The 20,781-nt window shown below is 72.0% G+C and carries 18 protein-coding genes; 2 read left to right on the forward strand and 16 right to left on the reverse strand.

Features of this window, described 5'->3' with window-relative positions:
• Window positions 1–171: 171 nt before the first annotated feature.
• The 8 genes from ACZOOI_RS10430 to ACZOOI_RS10465 form a co-directional block, all read right to left on the reverse strand.
• Window positions 172–1,878 (reverse strand): serine/threonine-protein kinase, encoded by a 1,707-nt coding sequence (locus ACZOOI_RS10430; RefSeq protein WP_465280437.1) that lies wholly within the window; start codon window positions 1,876–1,878, stop codon window positions 172–174.
• Window positions 1,879–2,204: 326 nt separating this feature from the next.
• The gene (locus ACZOOI_RS10435) at window positions 2,205–4,049 is read right to left on the reverse strand and encodes a serine/threonine-protein kinase (RefSeq protein ID WP_465280438.1); all 1,845 of its coding nucleotides are present in this window, start codon (window positions 4,047–4,049) and stop codon (window positions 2,205–2,207) included.
• Between the two features lie 266 nt (window positions 4,050–4,315).
• Window positions 4,316–6,022 carry a glycerol-3-phosphate dehydrogenase/oxidase gene (locus ACZOOI_RS10440; RefSeq protein WP_465280439.1) on the reverse strand — a complete coding sequence of 569 codons (1,707 nt, stop codon included), beginning with the start codon at window positions 6,020–6,022 and terminating at the stop codon, window positions 4,316–4,318.
• Window positions 6,023–6,230: 208 nt separating this feature from the next.
• On the reverse strand, window positions 6,231–7,346 hold the full coding sequence (locus tag ACZOOI_RS10445) for a GuaB3 family IMP dehydrogenase-related protein (protein WP_391585362.1): 1,116 nt from the start codon (window positions 7,344–7,346) through the stop codon (window positions 6,231–6,233).
• A 151-nt stretch (window positions 7,347–7,497) separates the two neighbouring features.
• Complete coding sequence (gene guaB / locus ACZOOI_RS10450) at window positions 7,498–9,000, reverse strand: IMP dehydrogenase (RefSeq protein ID WP_465280440.1); 1,503 nt, start codon at window positions 8,998–9,000, stop codon at window positions 7,498–7,500.
• 223 nt (window positions 9,001–9,223) lie between these two features.
• Window positions 9,224–9,430, reverse strand: coding sequence for a hypothetical protein (locus ACZOOI_RS10455; RefSeq protein ID WP_020549177.1), 207 nt, complete (start codon window positions 9,428–9,430; stop codon window positions 9,224–9,226).
• The gene (gene shbA / locus ACZOOI_RS10460; RefSeq protein ID WP_391585530.1) at window positions 9,427–10,020 is read right to left on the reverse strand and encodes an RNA polymerase sigma factor ShbA; all 594 of its coding nucleotides are present in this window, start codon (window positions 10,018–10,020) and stop codon (window positions 9,427–9,429) included. The genes ACZOOI_RS10455 and shbA overlap by 4 nt, the downstream gene beginning before the upstream one ends.
• A gap of 233 nt (window positions 10,021–10,253) precedes the next feature.
• Complete coding sequence (locus ACZOOI_RS10465) at window positions 10,254–10,865, reverse strand: response regulator transcription factor (RefSeq protein ID WP_020549179.1); 612 nt, start codon at window positions 10,863–10,865, stop codon at window positions 10,254–10,256.
• Between the two features lie 501 nt (window positions 10,866–11,366).
• Between ACZOOI_RS10465 and ACZOOI_RS10470 the strand changes: the two genes are divergently transcribed.
• Window positions 11,367–11,711 (forward strand): WhiB family transcriptional regulator, encoded by a 345-nt coding sequence (locus ACZOOI_RS10470; protein WP_465280441.1) that lies wholly within the window; start codon window positions 11,367–11,369, stop codon window positions 11,709–11,711.
• Window positions 11,712–11,817: 106 nt separating this feature from the next.
• On the opposite strand, the gene ACZOOI_RS10475 is transcribed toward ACZOOI_RS10470, so the two are convergent.
• The 3 genes from ACZOOI_RS10475 to groES form a co-directional block, all read right to left on the reverse strand.
• A complete protein-coding gene (locus ACZOOI_RS10475) occupies window positions 11,818–12,636 on the reverse strand; it encodes an SDR family oxidoreductase (protein ID WP_465280442.1) in 819 nt (272 codons plus the stop codon).
• Between the two features lie 177 nt (window positions 12,637–12,813).
• Window positions 12,814–14,442, reverse strand: coding sequence for a chaperonin GroEL (gene groL, locus ACZOOI_RS10480; protein ID WP_465280443.1), 1,629 nt, complete (start codon window positions 14,440–14,442; stop codon window positions 12,814–12,816).
• Window positions 14,443–14,576: 134 nt separating this feature from the next.
• Window positions 14,577–14,885, reverse strand: a complete 309-nt coding sequence (gene groES / locus ACZOOI_RS10485) for a co-chaperone GroES (protein ID WP_161359282.1) — start codon at window positions 14,883–14,885, stop codon at window positions 14,577–14,579.
• Between the two features lie 245 nt (window positions 14,886–15,130).
• Between groES and ACZOOI_RS10490 the strand changes: the two genes are divergently transcribed.
• Window positions 15,131–16,309 carry a THUMP-like domain-containing protein gene (locus ACZOOI_RS10490; RefSeq protein ID WP_465280444.1) on the forward strand — a complete coding sequence of 393 codons (1,179 nt, stop codon included), beginning with the start codon at window positions 15,131–15,133 and terminating at the stop codon, window positions 16,307–16,309.
• A 105-nt stretch (window positions 16,310–16,414) separates the two neighbouring features.
• On the opposite strand, the gene ACZOOI_RS10495 is transcribed toward ACZOOI_RS10490, so the two are convergent.
• From ACZOOI_RS10495 to tsaB, 5 genes are all read right to left on the reverse strand, one after another.
• Window positions 16,415–17,311 (reverse strand): polysaccharide deacetylase family protein, encoded by an 897-nt coding sequence (locus tag ACZOOI_RS10495; RefSeq protein ID WP_465280445.1) that lies wholly within the window; start codon window positions 17,309–17,311, stop codon window positions 16,415–16,417.
• A gap of 295 nt (window positions 17,312–17,606) precedes the next feature.
• Complete coding sequence (locus tag ACZOOI_RS10500) at window positions 17,607–17,882, reverse strand: hypothetical protein (protein WP_465280446.1); 276 nt, start codon at window positions 17,880–17,882, stop codon at window positions 17,607–17,609.
• A gap of 45 nt (window positions 17,883–17,927) precedes the next feature.
• Entirely contained in the window at window positions 17,928–18,971 is a 1,044-nt protein-coding gene (tsaD, locus tag ACZOOI_RS10505) for a tRNA (adenosine(37)-N6)-threonylcarbamoyltransferase complex transferase subunit TsaD (protein WP_391585370.1), read from the reverse strand.
• Window positions 18,964–19,452: a ribosomal protein S18-alanine N-acetyltransferase gene (gene rimI, locus ACZOOI_RS10510; protein ID WP_465280447.1), complete on the reverse strand. Its 489-nt coding sequence runs from the start codon at window positions 19,450–19,452 to the stop codon at window positions 18,964–18,966. The genes tsaD and rimI overlap by 8 nt, the downstream gene beginning before the upstream one ends.
• 551 nt (window positions 19,453–20,003) lie before the next feature.
• The gene (gene tsaB / locus ACZOOI_RS10515) at window positions 20,004–20,687 is read right to left on the reverse strand and encodes a tRNA (adenosine(37)-N6)-threonylcarbamoyltransferase complex dimerization subunit type 1 TsaB (protein ID WP_465280448.1); all 684 of its coding nucleotides are present in this window, start codon (window positions 20,685–20,687) and stop codon (window positions 20,004–20,006) included.
• Window positions 20,688–20,781 lie beyond the last annotated feature (94 nt).

Consider the following 20,781-nt stretch of genomic DNA (forward strand, 5'->3'; position numbering starts at 1 on the left):
GTGCGGCGGGCGGATCGCAACCTCGGGGGCGCCGATCGCCCGCACGGGTGCGCGTCGGCAAAGCGCCGACCCGGCCCACGACAGCCGGGGGTCGGCCGACAGGCGGTACGCACGTTCCTTTCCCGGGTCGGTTCGTGGTGTCCGCACCGCCCTCGTTGCGCGGCTCCCGGGTCAGTTCGTGGTGTCCGCACCGCCCTCGTTGCGCGGCGCACCGCTCTGCGCGCCACCGCTGCCGCCCTTGGACGCGTCGGTCGGCGGACGCGTGGTCACCGGCGGCCGGCTGGTGGTCGGCGGTCGGCTGGTGGTCGGCGGGCGCGACGTGGTCGGGGCCGTGGTGGACGGGCGGGCCGTGCCCGGGTCGGTGGTGTGGGTCGGCCGCGCGGTGCGGGTCGATCCACCGCCCTGGCTGCTGTTGCCCGAGGTCCCGGTGTCGTTCTGCCCGGCGCCGCCCGAGGTCCCGGTGGTGTGCAGGACGTCGCTGCGGCCCTGGCTGCCCGGCGCGTTCGGGGCGACCGAGGCGCCCTGCGACACGCCGCCGTTCTTGGGCGAGTCCGAGCCGGTTTCGCCGTCGCCCTGCCTACCCAGCGCCGGCGGCACCCAGATCGCCAATGCGGTCACGGCGGCGACGACCATGGCACCGAGCGCAACGGTCCGGCGCCGCTTCTTGGCCGCAGCGTTCGGCGCCGAGGAACCGCCGGACCCGGCGGGCGCCCCGATCAACACCGGGTTCGGCCGGTCGTCGGCGGTGGCCGAACCGTGCAGCGCGTCGGCGGGCGAGTACGCGTGCTCCCCGGTCATCGGGTAGCCGCCGGTCGGCCCGTCCGGATCGGCCCGACTCACCGCGCCGAACGGCGGCGCCGGGGTCACCGGCGGCTCCTGCTGCCACACCGGCGGGGGCGGCACCTGCGGCGTCTGCGGGGTGGGCGTCGGCTGCGGCGCGGGCTGCCGGGACGAGTGCGTGACGCCCCGCACACCGCCAGGGTCCTCCACCGTCGCGGTGCCCGGCGGAATCGGCAGGCCCACCCCCGGCGCCTCGGAGGCCGGCACACCGCCGCTGACCAGAGCCGCCATCAGCAGTCGTTCGGTCTCGTCCTCGTCGGCGCGCTCCAGCGGGTCCTTGCGCAGCAGCCCCTCGATCGCCGGCCACAACGCGCCGGACCGGCGCGGCGGCGCGGGCTCGTCGGTGAGCACGGCGGTGAGCGTGTCCATCGCGCCGGTGCGCCGGAACGGCGAGAAGCCCTCCACCGCCTGATACAGCGTCACCCCGAGCGACCACAGGTCCGAGGCGGGTCCGGGCCGACGGCCGAGCACACGTTCCGGTGCGAGGTATTCGGGCGATCCGACCAGCATCCCGGTCGCGGTGAGGGTGACCGAACCGGCCACGGTGGCGATGCCGAAGTCGGTCAGCACGATCCGACCGCCGGGCGCCATCAGGATGTTGCTGGGCTTCACGTCCCGGTGCAGCACGTCGGCGGCCCGCGCGGCGCGCAGCGCGGCAAGCACCGCCAGGCCGACCTCGGCCGCCTCGTGCGGGGCCATCCGGCCCTCGTCCAGCACGTCGGTGAGCGAGGGGGCGCGGACCAGCTCCATCACGATCCACGGGCGCCCGTCGTCCTCGGCGACGTCGAAGATGGTGACCACGTTCGGGTGGGTGATCCGGGCCGCCGCGCGGGCCTCGCGCAGTGCGCGCTCGCAGCGCCCCTGGGTCTCCATCTCGTCCAGGTCGTCCGGTATCCGGACCTCCTTGACCGCGACGTCCCGGCGCAGCAGCTCGTCGAAGGCCAGCCAGACCGTGCCCATCCCGCCCCGACCGAGCGGTTCGCCCAACCGATAGCGCCCGTCCACCAAGCGACCGTGCGTGTCGCTGTCGTGTGCCACGTGGTCCTCCCCAAGACCGTGGACATCTCCCGATCCGCCTTGTCGGCGCGTCATTGGCGTCACGTGTAGGACGTCCGGCGTGCTCCGAAGGTTCCGCCCGAGGGGTTGCGTTCGGCCACCCGGCGAAATCCCTCCGGGCCGTGTCGAGAACCGAACGCACCGGCGTCGAACCGGAGTCCGGGCCAACGATCCGGAAGTCCCGGGTCCGGCCCGGACGAAGCGCATGTGTCGATCGTGCGGTGCGTGCTCCCCGGGGTCGGCGGCCGGCCCGGACGACGGTCGCCCGATCGCGCGTGCCGACACGCTCCTTCCCGGGTCGCCCCGGATCAACCCGCGATCGACAGGTGTCCGCGCGCGTGCTCGTAGTACGCACCGGCGGTGCCCCACAGGTCGTCCCGTCCGCGCACGGTCAGCCAGTAGCGCACACCGGACGTGGTGCGGACCACCAGGTCCTTGCCGTGATAGGTGGTCAGGTCCTGTCCGCGCCAGACGTACTCCCACTCCGCGGCCTCGTGCCCGCGGTAGTCGGTGGCCCGCAGGAGCAGGCGTTCGTAGTCCTCGCCGTCCAACCGTTTTTGGCCGCCGATATTGCCGTGTTCGCGGTGCGCGACCGACTCCTCGGGGGCCATCACGATGCCCCGGTCGACGGTGACGGTCACCGAGATCAGCCGGTCCGGATCGGCCACCGTCAGGCCGCTGGGGCTGTCCGTGCAGGTCCAGCCCTCCGGGACGGGCAGCGCGAAGCCCAGATCGGTGCGTCGCCGACGGCGCAGTCGCGGTATCACCTTGTTGTCCACGAGCGGGCCGACCACCAGGCAGCCGCCGATCAGGGCGCCCACGACGATCGGATTCGGATTGATTTTCGCCGCCTCCAGGGCACCACCGGCGATCACTCCGAGCAGCATCGCGATCGGCACGGACCGGGAGATCCGCCGGTGCGGCAGCACCAGCCACACGCTCAACGCGAGCGCGAGCAGCACGATCGTGTACATCCCGGTCCAGCTGCCGAACGCGGCCAGCCAGCGTGCGCCGGCGGCGGTGGCGATGCCCACCGAGGTCAGGATGGTCGTCCAGTGCCGGAACCACCAGCGCGGCCAGCGCCGGTAGCGGGCCCGGAAGACGCCGCCCTCGCGGGGCAGTCGCACGTTGGGCGAGGTCTCGTGCAGGCTGCCCCGGTGCGGCCGAGAGGCACCGGTGCCGACCTTGCCCGGCGGCCGGGGGGTCCGCGAGCGAACCGCCGTCTGCGGCCGGCCGGACACCCGCACGCCGTGCCGACGGACCGGGCCGGGCCGGGAGCGGTCCGGTACGAAGCGCTCCGCGATCAGGCCGCCGGCCGGTGTGGGCGCGCCCTCGGCGACCTCCGCGAGCAGATCGCGCACGTGCTCCGGGGACGCGCGACGAGCGGGGTTCTTGACCATCAGCGCCCGGAGCACCGGGGTCAGCGGACCGGCCAGGAAGACCTCCGGAAAGCGGCCCGCGGCGACCGCGGCGAGGGTGGCCGCGTGCGTGTTGCGGCGAAAGGCCGGACGGCCCTCGACCGCCTCGAACAGGGTCGCGCCCAGCGACCACAGGTCGGCCTGCGGTCCGGGCGGCTCGCCGGCGATCTGCTCGGGTGCCAGATATTCGGGCGATCCCACCATCGCGCCGGCCTGGGTGAGGGTCGCGCTGTCCTCGACCGAGGCGACCCCGAAGTCGGTGAGCACGACCCGGCCGTTGCGGGCGAGCAGCACGTTGGCGGGCTTGACGTCGCGGTGCAGCACACCGGCCTCGTGCGCGGCCTCCAGGGCGGCGAGCAGCCGCAGGCCCAGCTCGGCGACCTGCTCGGGCGGGATCGGCCCCTCCTTGTCCAACTCCTGGGCCAACGAGAGACCGCGGACCAGCTCCATCACGATCAACGGCCGCCCGTCCTCCTCGGCCACGTCGAAGATGGTCACCACATTGGGGTGGTCGATCCGGGCCGCCGCCCGGGCCTCGCGCAACATCCGCGCGCTCAGCGTGCTGCGGTCGTCGTCGTCCACATAGCGGGGCAGCCGCATCTCCTTGACCGCCACGTCGCGATCGAGCATGGTGTCCACGGCCCGCCAGACCGTGCCCATCCCGCCCCGGCCCAGTTGATCACCCAGGCGGTATCGCCCCGCGACCAAACGCTCCGGTGCCTCCGGGTCGGTCAAATCTCTCGCTCCCCATGCAGCCGCGGCCCCGCCGCGCAATCGGGTGGTTGCCTTTCCCATACTCCAGTCCGGCGGCTGGTGGGGTCCACCGGTTCGGGGACGAACATCGCCGAAAGACACCTGGCCGGCGTATCGGTGGAACGCGGCGACGCCCGGGAAGGTGCCCACACCGCCGGACGATCAACCGCGGCGGGCCCGACCGCCCGGATCCGCAGCGCGGCCGGGCCCGGCTCCGGCCGGGGCGGTTCCGGACCGCAGCGGCACCCTCACCCGGGCACGATGTCCTCCGCGCCCAGCCGCACCGCGTCCGCCGTGTGGTCGTCCATCTGCTCCTGCGAGGAGCGTTCCGCCTCGATCCGCTTGAGGTAGTAGTCCACCTCCCGCCGCTGCTGCTCCTCCTCCCACCCGAGCACCCGGGCCATCAGCGCGGCACACGCGCGCGCGGCCCGGGCGCCGCGGTCGAACATCTCGATCGACACCCGGGTCCGCCGATCCAGCACGTCGTCCAGGTGCAGCGCGCCTTCGTGGGTGCACGCGTAGACCACCTCGGCGGCCAGATAGTCGTCCGCGCCGTCCAGCGGATACCCCAACTCCGGCTCGTCCGCGATCAGCGCGATCAGTTCCTCGATCATCGACCCGTACCGGTTCAGCAGGTGCTCCACCCGGGCCACGTGCAACCCGGCCCGGGCCGCGATCGAGGCCCGCGCGTTCCACAGCGCGGGATATCCCTCCGCACCCGCCAGCGGCACCGTCTCGGTGCAACTCGGCGGGACCTTGCGGTCCAACCCGTGTACGGCCGCGTCCACCGCGTCCGAGGCCATCACCCGATACGTCGTGTACTTGCCGCCCGCGACCACCACCAGGCCGGGCACCGGGTGTGCCACGGTGTGCTCGCGCGAGAGTTGCGACGTGGCGTCCGACTCGCCCGCCAGCAGCGGGCGCAGGCCCGCGTACACACCCTCGACGTCCTCGCGGGTGAGCGGCACCGCCAGCACCCGATTCACGTGCTCCAGCAGGTATTCGATGTCCGCCCGGCTCGCCGCGGGGTGCTCCTTGTCCAGGTCCCAACGGGTGTCCGTGGTGCCTACGATCCAGTGCCGGCCCCACGGGATCACGAACAGCACGCTCTTCTCGGTGCGCAGGATCAGGCCGGTCGAGGAGTGGATCCGATCCTTGGGCACCACCAGGTGGATGCCCTTGGACGCGCGCACGTGGAACTGCCCGCGCTCGCCGACCATCGCCTGCGTCTCGTCCGTCCACACCCCGGTCGCGTTCACCACCTGCCCGGCCCGGATGTCGTACGTGCCGCCGGTCTCCATGTCGCGCACGTGCACGCCGACCACCCGCTCGCCCTCGCGCAGGAAACCGGTCACCGCGGCGCGCGAGGCCACCTGCGCGCCGTAGCCGGCGGCGGTGCGCACGAGGGTCATCGTGTAGCGCGCGTCGTCCATCTGCGCGTCGTGGTACTGCACCGCGCCCACCAGCGAGTCCTTGCGCAGCGCCGGGGCCAGGCGCAGCGCCTGACGGCGAGTCAGCTGCCGGTGCCGGGGCAGCCCGCGGCTGCGGCCGGCGGAGGCCGCCATCGCGTCGTAGAGCGTCACCCCGGCGGTGACGTACGGCCGTTCCCAGCCCCGCCCGCGCAGCGGATACAGGAACGACACCGGCTTGACCAGGTGCGGCGCGAGCGTCTGCAGCAGCAGCCCGCGCTCGCGCAACGCCTCGCGCACGAGCGCGAAGTCGAGCATCTCCAGGTAGCGCAGGCCGCCGTGGATCAGCTTGCTGGACCGGCTGGAGGTGCCGGACGCCCAGTCGCGCGCCTCCAGCAGGCCCACCGAGAGGCCGCGCGTGGCCGCGTCGAGGGCGGTACCCGCACCGACCACGCCGCCGCCCACCACGACCACGTCCGACTCGCGTTCGGCCATCCGTCGCAGCGCCCGCGTACGCGCCGCGGGTCCCATCGCCGTGGTCCGCATCAGCCACCTCCGAAACCGATCCCCACCTACCGGACCACACCGATCGGGCGACTCGCCCCTCCCCCGTCTACCCAATGCCCGTCGGCCGGACCACGCGCCCCGTCGTCCCGAGTGCATCCGGGCGCCGATGCCGGCCCACCGGGATCCCCGCCACAACCGCGAACGGCCCCGAACACCAAGGGCGTTCGGGGCCGTTCGACAACTTCGGTCAGTGCGCGGGCGAGACCGTGACCTCGACCTGCTGGAACTTCTTCAGCTCCGAGTAACCCGTGGTGGCCATCGCCCGACGCAGCGCGCCGAACAGGTTCATCGAGCCGTCGGACACGTGCGAGGGGCCGAGCAGGATCTCCTCCAGCGTGCCCACCGCGCCCAGGTTCATCCGCCGACCGCGCGGCAGCTCGGGGTGGTGCGCCTCCGAGCCCCAGTGGTGGCCGGCGCCGGGGGCGTCGCTCGCCCGGGCCAGCGCCGAGCCGATCATCACCGCGTCCGCGCCGCACGCGACGGCCTTGGCGATGTCGCCGCTGCGGCCCACGCTGCCGTCGGCGACCACGTGCACGTACCGACCACCCGACTCGTCGAGGTAGTCGCGGCGCGCCTCGGCCACGTCGGCCACCGCGGTCGCCATCGGCACCGCGACGCCGAGCACGCGGCGGGTGGTGTGCGCCGCGCCGCCGCCGAAGCCGACCAGGACACCGGCCGCGCCGGCCCGCATCAGGTGCAGGGCGCCCTGGTAGGTCGCACAACCGCCGACGATCACCGGCACGTCGAGGTCGTAGATGAACTGCTTGAGGTTCAGCGGCTCGGCCCGCCCGGACACGTGCTCGGCCGAGACCGTGGTGCCGCGGATCACGAACACGTCCACGCCCGCGTCGATCACGGCCTTGTGGTACTGCGCGGTGCGCTGCGGCGACAGCGCGGCGGCGGTGACCACGCCCGAGTCGCGGATCTGCTTGATCCGCGCGCCGATCAGCTCTTCCTTGATCGGCTCGGCGTAGATCTCCTGCATCCGCCGGGTGGCCGCGTCCTCGTCCAGCGCGCCGATCTCCTCGATCAGCGGCGTCGGGTCCTCGTAGCGCGTCCACAGCCCTTCGAGGTTGAGCACGCCCAGGCCGCCCATGCGACCGACCTCGATCGCGGTCTGCGGCGACACGACGCTGTCCATCGGCGCCGTCAGGAACGGCAACTCGAACCGGTACGCGTCGATCTGCCACGCGATCGAGACCTCTTCGGGGTCCCGGGTCCGCCGGCTGGGGACGATGGCGACGTCGTCGAAGTGATAGGCACGCCGGCCACGCTTGCCCCGGCCGATTTCGACCTCAGTCACGTTGCGCCTCTCCTGCTGGAATCGGTGGATGGGAAAACCCGTATCCCAGGGTACGGGGCGGGCAAACCGCCGAGAGGCCCCGCCCGCGGTACGGACGAAGCCCCTCGGGGTGCGGTGCGATCCAGGCCCGGTCCGGCGGATCGCACCCGGACTAGCGCGAGTGGTAGTTCGGTGCTTCCTGGGTCATGTGGATGTCGTGCGGGTGCGACTCCTTGAGCCCGGCCGAGGTGATCCGCACGAAGCGGCCCTTGTCCTGGAGCTCGGCGACGGTGGCGGCGCCGGCGTAGCCCATCGACGCGCGCAGGCCGCCGATCAGCTGGTGCGCGACGGCGGAGAGCGGGCCCCGGTAGGGGACCTGGCCCTCGATGCCCTCGGGGACCAGCTTGTCCTCGGAGAGCACGTCGTCCTGGAAGTAGCGGTCCTTGGAGAAGGACTTGGCCTGGCCGCGCGACTGCATCGCGCCGAGCGAGCCCATGCCCCGGTAGGACTTGAACTGCTTGCCGTTGATGAAGATCAGGTCGCCGGGGCTCTCCTCGCAGCCCGCGAGCAGGCTGCCGAGCATCACCGTGTCGGCGCCGGCCGCGATCGCCTTGGCGATGTCGCCGGAGTACTGCAGGCCGCCGTCGCCGATCACCGGCACGCCCGCCGCGCGGGCCGCCTGGGCCGCCTCGTAGATCGCGGTGACCTGCGGCGCGCCCACGCCCGCGATCACTCGGGTGGTGCAGATCGAGCCCGGGCCGACACCGACCTTGACGCCGTCCACGCCCGCGTCGATCAGGGCCTGCGCGCCGTCGCGGGTGGCGATGTTGCCGCCGATCACCTCGACCTTGGTGTTCGCCTTGACCTTGGCGATCATCTCCAGGACGTTGCGCGAGTGGCCGTGCGCGCTGTCCACCACGATGAAGTCGACGCCGGCCTCGACCAGCGCCTGCGCCCGGCGGTAGCTGTCGTCGCCGGTGCCGATCGCGGCGCCGACCACGAGCCGGCCGTCCGCGTCCTTGGTCGCGTGCGGGTACTGCTCGCTCTTGACGAAGTCCTTGACCGTGATGAGCCCGCGCAGCTTGCCCGCGTCGTCGATCAGCGGCAGCTTCTCCACCTTGTGCCGGCGCAGCAGCTCCATCGCCTGGTCACCGGTGGTGCCGACCTTGCCGGTGACCAGCGGCATCGGGGTCATGATGTCGCGCACCCGGCGCGAGTGGTCGACCTCGAAGCGCAGGTCGCGGTTGGTCACGATGCCCAGCAGGCGACCGTTGTCGTCGGTGACCGGGACGCCGCTGATCCGGAACCGCGCGCACAGCGCGTCGACTTCCTGGAGCGTGGCGTCCGCGCCGATGGTGATCGGGTCCAGCACCATGCCGGCCTCGGAGCGCTTGACCCTGTCCGCCTGCGCGGCCTGGTCCTCGACCGAGAGGTTGCGGTGCAGCACGCCGACGCCGCCCTGACGGGCCATGGCGATCGCCATCCGGGCCTCGGTCACGGTGTCCATGGCGGAGGACAGCAGCGGGATCCGGACGCGAATGTTGCGGGTGACCCGGGCGGAGGTGTCCACCTCGCTCGGCACGACGTCGGACGCGCCCGGCAACAGCAGGACATCGTCGTACGTCAGCCCGAGCATCGCGAACTTCTCGGGTACGCCGTCGGCCGTGAGACTCATGACACCTTCCGAAGGTATTCCGATGGACCGCTCCGCCGGCCCGCTCCCCGCCGGCCCGCTCCTCGAAAAGACGGGGGCGGGTCCCCGGGTACGGCGGAACGCGCTCTCGGCAAGCGGATGGGTGGATTGAGGGTTCATGCTACTGGCCCCGCGCGGTGCTTCGAGCCCGCTTGCCGATGGTGAGCACAACCTCCCACCGGGTCCGCGCCATTCCCGGCCCGCCTCAACAGCGGTCGGGCACCGCCCGACGGCGGTTCGCCGCGGTGCCGTCGACCTCGGCGAGCAGCGCACCGAACAGCCGCGCGACCCGGTCCTGGGCGGGGGTGGGGCGGCGCCGCCGCAACTGCTCGACGAGTTCGTCGTCCTGGCGCAGCAGGCCCAGGTCGGCGGTGCCGGATCGGCCGCCGAGCCGCACACCGCCGCCGCTCACGCGGTCTTCTCCTCGCCCGCCAACGCCCTCAGGCGAGTCAGCGCACGATGCTGCGCGACCCGCACCGCGCCGGGCGACATGCCCATCGCCCGCCCGGTCTCCTCGGCGGAGAGCCCGACGGCGACCCGCAGCACGAGCAGTTCGCGCAGGTTGTCGGGCAGCCGACCGAGCAGCGCCCGGGCGTGGGCGGCGTCACTGCGCCGCACCACCTGATCCTCGGGGCCCGGATGGTCGTCCACCGCCTCGGGCAGATCGCACGTGGGCACCGCGCCGCGCATCGCGGCGCGCTGCACGTCGACCACCTTGTGTGCCGCGATGCCGAACACGAACGCCTCGAACGGACGGCCCTCGTCGCGATAGCGCGGCAGTGCCGACAGCACCGCCAGGCAGACCTCCTGCGCGGCGTCGTCCGCCGCGTGTTCGGCGCCGGAGACCCGACCCAGCCGGGCCCGGCAGTAGCGCAACACCAGTGGTCGGACGTACGCGAGCAGTTCGTCGGTCGCCTGCACGTCCCCTCGGACCGCGCGAACCACGACGGCACGCATGCCGTCGTCGGCCTGCGCGTGTGCTTCGTACGGCTCGTCCGGCATTCGCTCGGGGGTCCCACCCATGCCATTCAGTATGCAGGGATCGGCGACCGAATCGCGGCCATGCCGACCCGGGGGACTCATCCGGCCCCCCGGGCAACGGCAATCACCGCACGGACCCTCGCCCGTCGGGGCCCGCCGGCACGCGCGTCATCGCACAAGTCCCCACCGACCGTGCCCACCCGGGGAGCAACCCCCCGGGCCCCCACGGCCGGAGGAGTCCTCGCGTGCGTGCGTCATCGCACGAGTCCCCACCGGAATCCGAGCGCGACCGCATGGGCCCGGTCGGATGCGCCCAGCTTCTTGAACAGCCGGCGTGCGTGGGTCTTGACCGTGTCCTCGGACAGAAACAGCTCACGCCCGATCTCGGCGTTGCTGCGCCCGTGGCTCATGCCTTCGAGCACCTGGATCTCACGTGCCGTCAGGGTCGGCGCCACGCCCATGTCCGGCGAGCGCAGTCGCCGGGGTGCGAGCCGCCAGGTCGGATCGGCGAGCGCCTGGGAGACGGTCGCGCGCAGTTCCGCGCGCGACGCGTCCTTGTGCAGATATCCCCGAGCCCCGGCGGCGACCGCGAGGGCCACACCGTCCAGGTCCTCGGCCATCGTCAGCATGATCACCCGTGCGCCGGGGTCGCCGGCCAGGAGGCGGCGCACCGCCTCGACGCCGCCGAGCCCGGGCATCCGCACGTCCATGAGGACGAGATCGGACCGCTCCGCGCCCCAGCGCCGCAGTACCTCCTCGCCGCTCGTGGCCGTCGTCACCCTCTCGACGCCGGGGACCGTGGCCACCGCCCGCCGCAGGGTCTCCCGGACCAGCGGGGAATCGTCGCAGACCAGGACGGTCGTCATCGCCGGCCTCCGCAGTGGATCCGCGTCACGTTGAGCCTCCACGCCTGTACGTACCGTTTCCTTTGCGGCGGCCCGAAGGACGGTGCACGGGGTTCGACCCCGACCGCCTTCGTCGCCAACCGCTTCACCCACCCCAACGAGCATCACTCGAAAGGGTTACGGGGGGAGTTCCGCTCCGCCGTTACGACAACGACACGACCAACCCCGAGGACACGCAGGGGTGATCCCTCGCGCACCCACCGTCACATTCCACGGCGTCCCCGCTCCGAATCCCGCCGTTTTGCGCCCACTCACGCCCCCCTATGCCCCTCTACGCCACCAGAGTGAGTAATTTTTTCTGCTTTAGGTGCATAAGTGGGAATTAGGATTGGAACTGATCAATTCGTGACACAGTCGCACCTACTTCTGATCGCTTGATCACGACTGTTCTGCACGGTCTGCACCCGAGGTGGCAACCCTGCTCACCGACAACTCGTACGCGATAAGCAAGAGGGACGAGTCATGGCTGATTTCTCGCGACTCCCCGGCCCCAACGCCGATCTGTGGGACTGGCAGCTCTCGGCAGCCTGTCGCGGAGTCGACAGCGCACTGTTCTTCCATCCCGAAGGCGAGCGAGGCGCCGCCAGGGTCGCCCGAGAGGCTTCGGCCAAGGAAGTTTGCATGCGGTGCCCGGTCCGTCGCCAGTGCGCCACGCACGCCCTCAAGGTGCGCGAGCCGTATGGCGTATGGGGCGGGCTCACCGAGGACGAACGGGTCGAACTCGACAGCGACCGCCGGCACGGGGTCGCCGCGGAGCGGGCGGCGGCAGCCGGGGCGCACCGCGGGACCGAGGCGCTGAGGCACTGAGACATCGAAGGCCACCACCGAACGAAGCTCGGCGGCCGGCCCCCGATCGGGGGCCGGCCGCCGAGCTTCGTCACGCACGTGTCACCAGGTGCGGCCGGCCGGTCGGCTACCCGAACGCGGACATGTCCATCTCCCACACCTTCGGCCAGTCCTTGCCGCGGAACGCCGCGTCGGTGCCGCCGTCGCAGAAGACCACCGAGCCGACGAAGAACGTCGATTCGCCGCCGAGCAGGAACGCCACCAGCGCGGCGATCTCCTCGGGTCGGCCGCCCCGGCCGGCCGGGATCGTGCTCAGGAACATCTCCATGCCCTCGGCCGTCAGCGGGTCCTTGCGCCCCTCGGCCGTCATCGGGGTCTCGATCAGGCCCGGCGCGATGGCGTTCAGCCGGATCCCGTCCGCGATGTACTCGGCGCACCTGGTCCGCGCGTACCACGCGAGCGCGGCCTTGCTCGCCGGATAGGCCTGCAGCGCGGCGAGTTCGCCGAACGCCTCGGTGGCCTTCGCCGCGCCGGCCTCGTCGCCCGCCAGACACAGCTCGGCCACCTCGACCGGCCAGTTCGGCTGGGCCGTCGTGGAGTTGGAGCTGATCAGCACGACGGACGCGTTCGTCCCGGCCGCCAGCAGCGGGCGCAGCCCCTCCAGCAGGGCGATCGCGCCGAAGTAGTTCACCGCCACCAGCAGGCCGCCCGAGCGCCCGGTGGCCGCCGCCAGCCCGGCGAACGGCACGAAGCCGTCGAGCACGCCGCCGGACAGCTCGGTGACCTTCGTGATCGCCTCGGTGCGGCCCTCGGCGGTGCTCAGGTCCACCTCGACGTCGGCGTCGTGCAGGTCGACGCCGATCACCCGGTGACCGTCCGCCTCCAGCCGGGCCTTGGTGGCGGCGCCCAGGCCCGAGGCCGCGCCGGTGATCGCGTAGGTACCCATGCTTCTCCTTCGATGGTGCTCGACCGACGGCGCTCGACGACAGTCGCCCGACCAGGCTTCTGACGGACCGTCAGTTAACGGCTCCGGGCACTCTCGCAGATCGGGCCGGCACCGGAAAGGCCGACGGGCCCGACCGCTGAAAAGCGGTCGGGCCCGTCGGGGGTGTCGCGGATGAAACTAGTGCGAGTGGCCGTGGCCGCCGTGGCTGTGCGCGGCGGGCTCCTCCTCGGCCGGCTTCTCGACGACCAGGGTCTCGGTCGTGAGCAGCAGCGACGCGATCGACGCGGCGTTCTGCAGCGCGGAACGGGTCACCTTGACCGGGTCGATGACGCCCGAGTCGACCAGGTTGCCGTACTCGCCGGTGGCGGCGTTGAAGCCGTGCCCGACGCCGAGCTCCTGCACCTTGTTGACGATCACGTAGCCCTCGAGGCCCGCGTTCTCGGCGATCCAGCGCAGCGGCTCGACCGCGGCGCGGCGCACGACCGAGACGCCGGTCGCGATGTCGCCGGTCTGGCCGAGGTTGTCGGCGAGCACGGAGACGGCGTGCACCAGGGCGGTGCCGCCGCCGGCGACGATGCCCTCCTCGATGGCCGCGCGGGTCGCGGAGACCGCGTCCTCGAGACGGTGCTTCTTCTCCTTGAGCTCGACCTCGGTGGCCGCGCCCACGCGGATCACGCACACGCCGCCGGCCAGCTTCGCGAGGCGCTCTTGGAGCTTCTCGCGGTCCCAGTCGGAGTCGGTGTCGTCGATCTCGCGCTTGATCTGCTTGACCCGGTCGGCGATCGCGGCGGCGTCGCCGGCGCCGTCCACCAGGGTGGTCGCGTCCTTGGTGATGGTGATGCGACGGGCGCTGCCCAGCACCTCCAGGCCGACCTGGTCGAGCTTGAGGCCGACCTCGGGGGCGATGACCTGACCGCCGGTCAGGATCGCCATGTCCTCCAGCATCGCCTTGCGGCGGTCGCCGAAGCCCGGGGCCTTGACCGCGACGGCGTTGAACGTGCCGCGGATCTTGTTCACGACCAGGGTCGACAGTGCCTCGCCGTCGACGTCCTCGGCGACGATCAGCAGCGGCTTGGACGCGCCGGCCTGGATGATCTTCTCGAGCAGCGGGAGCAGCTCGGCGATGGCCGAGATCTTGCCCTGGTGGATCAGGATGTACGGGTCGTCGAGGACGGCCTCCATACGCTCCTGGTCGGTGACCATGTACGGCGACAGGTAGCCCTTGTCGAACTGGAGACCCTCGGCGAACTCCAGCTCCAGACCCATGGTCTGGGCCTCCTCGACGGTGATCACACCGTCCTTGCCGACCTTGTCCATGGCCTCGGCGATCAGCTCGCCGATCTGCTTGTCCTGCGCCGAGAGCGCGGCGACGGCGGCGATGTCGTCCTTGCCGTCGATCGCGCGGGCGGTCTTGAGCAGCTGCTCGGACACCGCGGCAACGGCGAGGTCGATGCCCTTCTTCAGGTCCATCGGGGCCGCACCGGCGGCCACGTTGCGCAGACCCTCGCGCACCAGCGCCTGGGCGAGCACCGTCGCGGTGGTGGTGCCGTCACCCGCGATGTCGTTGGTCTTGGTCGCGACTTCCTTGGCCAGCTGCGCGCCGAGGTTCTCGTACGGGTCCTCGAGCTCCACCTCACGGGCGATCGTCACGCCGTCGTTGGTGATGGTCGGGGCACCGAACTTCTTGTCGATCACGACGTTGCGGCCCTTCGGGCCGAGCGTGACCTTGACGGTGTCGGCCAGCGCGTTGACGCCGCGCTCCAGCGACCGTCGGGCCTTCTCGTCGAACTGGAGGATCTTCGCCATGAGGGTCTTCGTCCTTAAAGGTTGCTAGTCGACGTCGTACAACCGACTCCGCCCCGGGTCCACCGGCCGCGAGGGCAGGGCGATCCGGGGCGGGGTCGTCGAACCGTCACCGGTTCCGGCGCGTCAGCGCGATGTCACTTCTCGATGATCGCGAGCACGTCGCGGGCCGAGAGAACGAGGTATTCCTCGCCGTTGTACTTCACCTCGGTGCCGCCGTACTTGCTGTACAGCACGGTGTCACCGACGCTCACGTCGAGCGGCAGACGCTGACCGTCCTCGAAACGACCCGGGCCCACGGCCAGGACGACGCCCTCCTGGGGCTTCTCCTTGGCGGTGTCCGGGATCACGAGACCCGACGCGGTGGTCTGCTCGGCCTCAAGCGTCTGAACCACGATGCGGTCCTCGAGCGGCTTGATGGCAACCTTGGTGTTGGCGGTCGTCACGATGCGACCTCCCCCTTCGGAGATCTCACGGAAAAATGTCTGTCGGCGATGGGACAGATCCGTCGTCGCGGGTGCCGGACCTGCTCGTATCGCACTGGCACACTCATGGGGAGAGTGCCAGCACAGACACTAGGTGGCGGTTAGCACTCCGTCAACCAGAGTGCCAGATTCAGCGCGTCGGATCGCATTGTTCATACCGGTGGCCATCGAATCGGCGGGCCGACGTGCTCGGCGAGAATGACCGCGTGCACACCGAAGCTTTCACCGCGCTGCTCACCGACGAGGGCCGTTCGCTGCTGGATCTGCTCGCCGACCACGCGGTCGGCGACGAGTTGGCGCTGGCCACCCGGCTGCGTCGGGAACACCCGCCCGAGCTGGTGGCCGCCGCGCTCACCCAGTCCCGGCTGCGGCAGCGCGGGCGGGCCAAGTTCGGCGCGGACGCGGCGCGGATGTACTTCACCCCCAACGGGCTGGAACAGTCCACCCGTACCTCGGTGGCCGAGCACCGGGCCGCCCGGCTGGTCGCGGCCGGCGGCATCGACCGGGCGGTGGACCTGTGCTGCGGCATCGGCGGCGACGCGCTCGCGCTGGCCCGCGCCGGGATCGCCGTACACGCGGTCGACCTGGACCCGCTGACCTGCGCGGTGGCCCGGGCCAACGCCGAGGCGCTGGGCCTGGCGCGGCTGCTCACGGTCGAGTGCGCGGACGTGACCGAGGTGGACCTCGACGGTTACGACGCGGCCCTGATCGACCCGGCCCGGCGCACCGCACGCGGACGCACCTTCGACCCGGAGGCCTACTCGCCGCCGTTCTCGTTCCTGACCACCCTCGCCGCCCGGGTGCCCTGCGGCGCGGCCAAGGTCGCGCCGGGCATCCCGCACGAGATCGTGCCCGCGGGCATGGAGGCCGAATGGGTCTCCGATCGCGGCGACGTCAAGGAGGCGGTGCTGTGGTGGGGCCGGCTCGCGCACACCGCCCTGCGCGCCACCGTGCTGCCCGGCGGCGCGGCGCTGACCTCGGGCCGGGCCCGCCCGGCGCCGGTGGGCCCGATCCGCCGTTACCTCTACGAGCCGGACGGCGCGGTGATCCGGGCGCACCTGGTGTCCGAGGTCGGCGAGTTGGTGGACGGCAACCTGGTGGACGAGACGATCGCGTACCTGACCTCGGACCGGCTGGTGGGCACGGAGTTCGCGAGCGTGTACGAGATCACCGACGTGCTGCCGTTCAACCTGAAGCGGCTCAAGGCGCTGTTGCGTGAGCGCGGCGTCGGCAACCTCACGGTCAAGAAGCGCGGCTCGGCGGTCGAGCCGGAGGAGGTCCGCCGCCGGGTCAGGCCGACCGGCCCGAACGCGGCCACGGTGCTGCTGACCCGGGTGGCGGGCGCTCCCACGATGCTGATCGGGCAACCGGTGGCGACGGGATGAGCGGGCGGCCTTCCGCCCGTCCTGCGGCCCCACCGGGATCCGCCCGGGATCGCGCTGGATCACCCGGGACCGCCGGGAACGCCGGGACCGCCGGGCCAGACCCAGCTAGCCGATGTAGTCCTCCAGGCGCGCGATCGTGTAGCCCTGGGCCTGGATCTTGCGCAGCATGTTGCCGAACATCTCGGTCATCGTGGTGCCCTTGAGTTCACTCGGCCCGCGGAAGTGGGCCAGGATGATGTCGCCCGGGTGCAGCTTCTTCTCCCCGACGTACTGCATGTCGTTGATCTGCATCGACTCCTGCCACTTCACGATGGCGTCGATCCCGCCGCAGCCGCCGGCCACCGTCTGCGTGGTCGCGTTCCAGTTGCCGTAGGGCGGGCGGAACAGCGTCGGACGCTTGCCGTAGATCTCGGCGAGCCGGTCCTGCTGTCCGCAGATCTGGTGCTTCTGCGCGTCCGCGCTCAGGGTCTTGAGGTCGGGGTGGGACAGCGTGTGGTTCTGCACCGTGGCGCCCAGCGCCTGGAGCTTGCGGAAGTATTCCGGGTCCTGCCGCACGTAGGTGTCGTTGAGGAACATCGACACCGGGATCCGCAGGTCCCGCATCATGTCCAGGAACTCGGGGGCCTTCTCGGCCCCGTCGTCGATCGTGATGAACACGATCTTCTCCTGGGTGGGAATCTTGTCCACCACCGGCGGCTTGGCCCCGCCGGCCTTGATCGGCTTGACCGCGGGCGGTGCGGGCGGCGGCGCGAACGGCTTCAGGTTCCACTTGGCGGCGAGCACGGCCGAGTCGGCGCCCGGGGTGTCCGGCTTCGCGGCGGGGGTGGGCTTGGCCGGGCCCGGAGCGGTGACCGCGCCGTCGGAGGGTCGCCCGATCGCCTTGACCGACGCGGTGTCATCGGAGCCGCAGCCGGTCAGCGCGACCAGCAGCAGGCCGGCCACGCCGACCCGGATCGAGGCGAGGGCCGCACGCCGCCGCGTTTGTACCGTTCGATGCACCACTGTCGCCGGGGCCTTTCGCTCGCCTGGTCGGATCCGGCCCACGTTACGCGCCGCGGCGGCCTGTCACGGTCCGGACAAGCCCTGTTCAAGGGACTGTCGAAGGACTGTTGAGCAGCCGATGAGCTGGGCACACTCCCGGCAAGGCCAATGGCACGTGCGGCGGCACGCAGCCATCAGCCAAGGCACTCGACCCGCGTCCGGCTTGCGAATGGCCTCCTCGTCGGATGCGGGTCGAGTGTTGCGCGGACCGGGAGCACGTCCGGACCCGGTGCCGGTCGGGGGCCGACTCCGCCGGTCACGGGCCGACGCTGAGCCGTTCGAAGCTCCACTCGTGCGGCGGTCGGGCGACCAGGGCGGCCGGCGGGTCGGGCAGCGGCACCGGCGAACCGGTCCACAGCGCGATCACCACCACCCGATCGCCGCCCTGTTCGTCCGTGGCGGCGAATACCTCGACCCGTTCCAGACCCGGCGCGCCGACCACGGCCGGCAGGGCCGAGGCATGCACCCACTCGGCCAGCGCCGCCCCCCGACCGACCTCGGTCCTGGCCTCCCACATCGCCGCGGTCGCCATCCGGTCCCTTCCGTTCGCTCGGACGTCTCGTGTGCGGCGGCGCCGCTACGACAGTGCCTGCGACACCGTGACCGGCATCGAGGAGTCGGCCGGGATGGACAGCGTGGAGGGCGCCCGGTCCCGGGCGACCATCTCGGCGCCGAGCGCGGCGACCATCGCGCCGTTGTCGGTGCACAGGCCCGGCCGCGGCACCCGCAGGACGATCCCGGCCGCGTCGCAGCGCTCCTGCGCCAGCGCGCGCAGGCGGGAGTTGGCGGAGACGCCGCCGCCCATCATCAGGTGCTCGACGCCGTTCTCCTTGCAGGCTCGGATCGCCTTGCGGGTCAGCACGTCCACGACCGCCTCCTGGAAGGAGGCTGCGACGTCCGCCACCGGCACCGTCTCGCCGGCCCGCTGCCGGGCCTCGACCCAGCGCGCGACCGAGGTCTTGAGGCCGGAGAAGGAGAAGTCGAAGGGTGCGTCCCGCGGGCCGGTCAGCCCACGCGGGAACGCGATCGCCGAGCGGTCGCCCTCGCGCGCCCACCGGTCGATCACCGGTCCGCCCGGGAAACCGAGCCCGAGCACGCGCGCGACCTTGTCGAACGCCTCGCCGGCCGCGTCGTCGATGGTCGAGCCGAGCGGCCGCACGTCGGCGGTGATGTCCGGGACCAGAAGCAGCGAGGAGTGCCCCCCGGAGACCAGCAGCGCCATGCACGGCTCGGGCAGCTTGCCGTGCTCCAGCTGGTCCACGCACACGTGCGAGGCCAGGTGGTTGACGCCGTACAGCGGCTTGTCCAGCGCGACCGCATAGCCCTTCGCCGCCGCGACGCCGACCAGCAGCGCACCCGCCAGGCCGGGACCCGAGGTCACCGCGATCGCGTCGATGTCGTGCATCGTGACGCCGGCGTCGGCGAGTGCCCGACGCACCGTCGGCACCATCGCCTCCAGGTGCGCACGACTGGCCACCTCGGGGACGACACCGCCGAACCTGGCGTGTTCGTCGACGCTGGAGGCGACCGCGTCGGCGAGCAGCGTGGTGCCGCGCACGATGCCGATGCCCGTCTCGTCGCACGAGGTCTCGATGCCCAGGACGAGTGGTTCGTCAGCCACCGGTGGCCGTTCCTTCCCGACGTTCCTGAAGATCGCAGCGCATCACCAGCGCATCCACGTTGGCGGGCTGGTAGTAGCCCCGCCGCACGCCGATCCCCTTGAATCCGAAGCGCTCATAGAGCGCCTGTGCGCGGGAGTTGTCCACGCGCACCTCCAGCAGTACGTCCCGACAGCCGCGTTCGACCGCCAGGTCGAGCAGCTCGGTCAACAGCACCGCGCCCAGGCCCTTGCCCCACCGATCGCGGCGCACCCCGATCGTCTGCACGTCGCCCTCGTCCCCGATCACCGCGAGCCCGGCATACCCGGCCAGCCCCCCGGCGTCGTCCTCGGCGACCACGTAATGGCGCAACTCGGGCTCGGACAACTCGGACCAGAACATCCCGGCCGACCACGCGTCCTCGACGAACAGCTCATGCTCGAGTCGCATGACGTCCTCGATGTCCCACCACCGCATCCGCCGCAGCCGAGGCCCGGTCTCCATGCCCGAAGTCTATCGACAGCCCAACCAAGCCCTCACCGCATCCAACCCAAGCCCACCCACCCCGACCAAAGACCGAACCCAACAACCCAACCAACCACTCAACCCAACCGACACCTGAAGCCACCCAGCCCCACGGGCACTTGAGGCCAAACAGCCCGGCCGGCGCTTGAGGCCACTCAGCCCCGCCGGCGCATGAGGCGAACCAGCCCGGCCGGCGCATGAGGCCACTCAGCCCCGCCGGCGCTTGAGGCGAACCAGCCCGGCCGGCGCATGAGGCCACTCAGCCCCGCCGGCGCATGAGGCCAAACAGCCCCGCCGGCGTTTGAGGCGAACAGCCCGGCCGGCGTTTGAGGCCAAATAGCCCGGCCGGCGTTTGAGGCCACTCAGCCCCGCCGGCGCTTGAGGCGAACCAGCCCGGCCGGCGCTTGAGGCCAAGCAGCCCGGCCGGCGCATGAGGCCACTCAGCCCCGCCGGCGCATGAGGCGAACCAGCCCGGCCGGCGCTTGAGGCCAAATAGCCCGGCCGGCGCTTGAGGCCAAGCAGCCCGACCGCTAGCCCCGTCCCCCCGGCCCACCGGGCGTAACAACCTTGTACCCCACGGGAACCTGCGCATCGGGTCGACGCAGATACAACGGCTCGGGAGCAAGCAACTCGCCACCCCCCACCAACCGTTCCACGGCGAACGCCGCCAGCGCCGCCGCATCCGGGTGCTCCGGCAACCGCACGTCACCGAACGCCGAGGCGTACAGCGCGGCACCCGCACCCACCGCCGGCAATCCCCGGACCTCCTCGCCCAGGTCCCCCGCCCGATCCACCGCCGGGCCCGCCACGCGCGCACCCGCCGCGTCGTACCGCGCCCAGTAGACCTCCTTGCGCCGCGCGTCGGTCGCCGCCACGAACGGCCCGGTGACCGTGCCGTCCCGACCCGCCGCGTACGCGAGCGCGTCCAGGGTGCACACGCCGTGCACCGGGATGCCGAGCGCGTCGCCCAGCGCGAGCGCGGTCACGATGCCCACCCGCAGGCCCGTGTACGGCCCGGGGCCCACCCCGACCGCGATGTCGGTGAGCTCGGCGCGGGTTCGACCCGCCGCCCGCAGCACGTCGACGATGCCGGGCGCGAGCAGTTCGCCCTGGCGACGTGCGTCGACCCGGGTGGAGTCGGCGAGTACGCCGGAATCGTCGTGGAGGGCGACCGTAACGGCCGGGGTCGCGGTGTCGAAGGCAAGCAGCAGCACCGCACCAGGCTACCGACCACACCCGGCCCTCCGACCACGACCGACCGCGAGCGCCCAAAAGGGCACAACTCCCGCACCGGGCAACCGTCCTTCC

It is taken from the genome of Embleya sp. L77 (assembly GCF_055557415.1).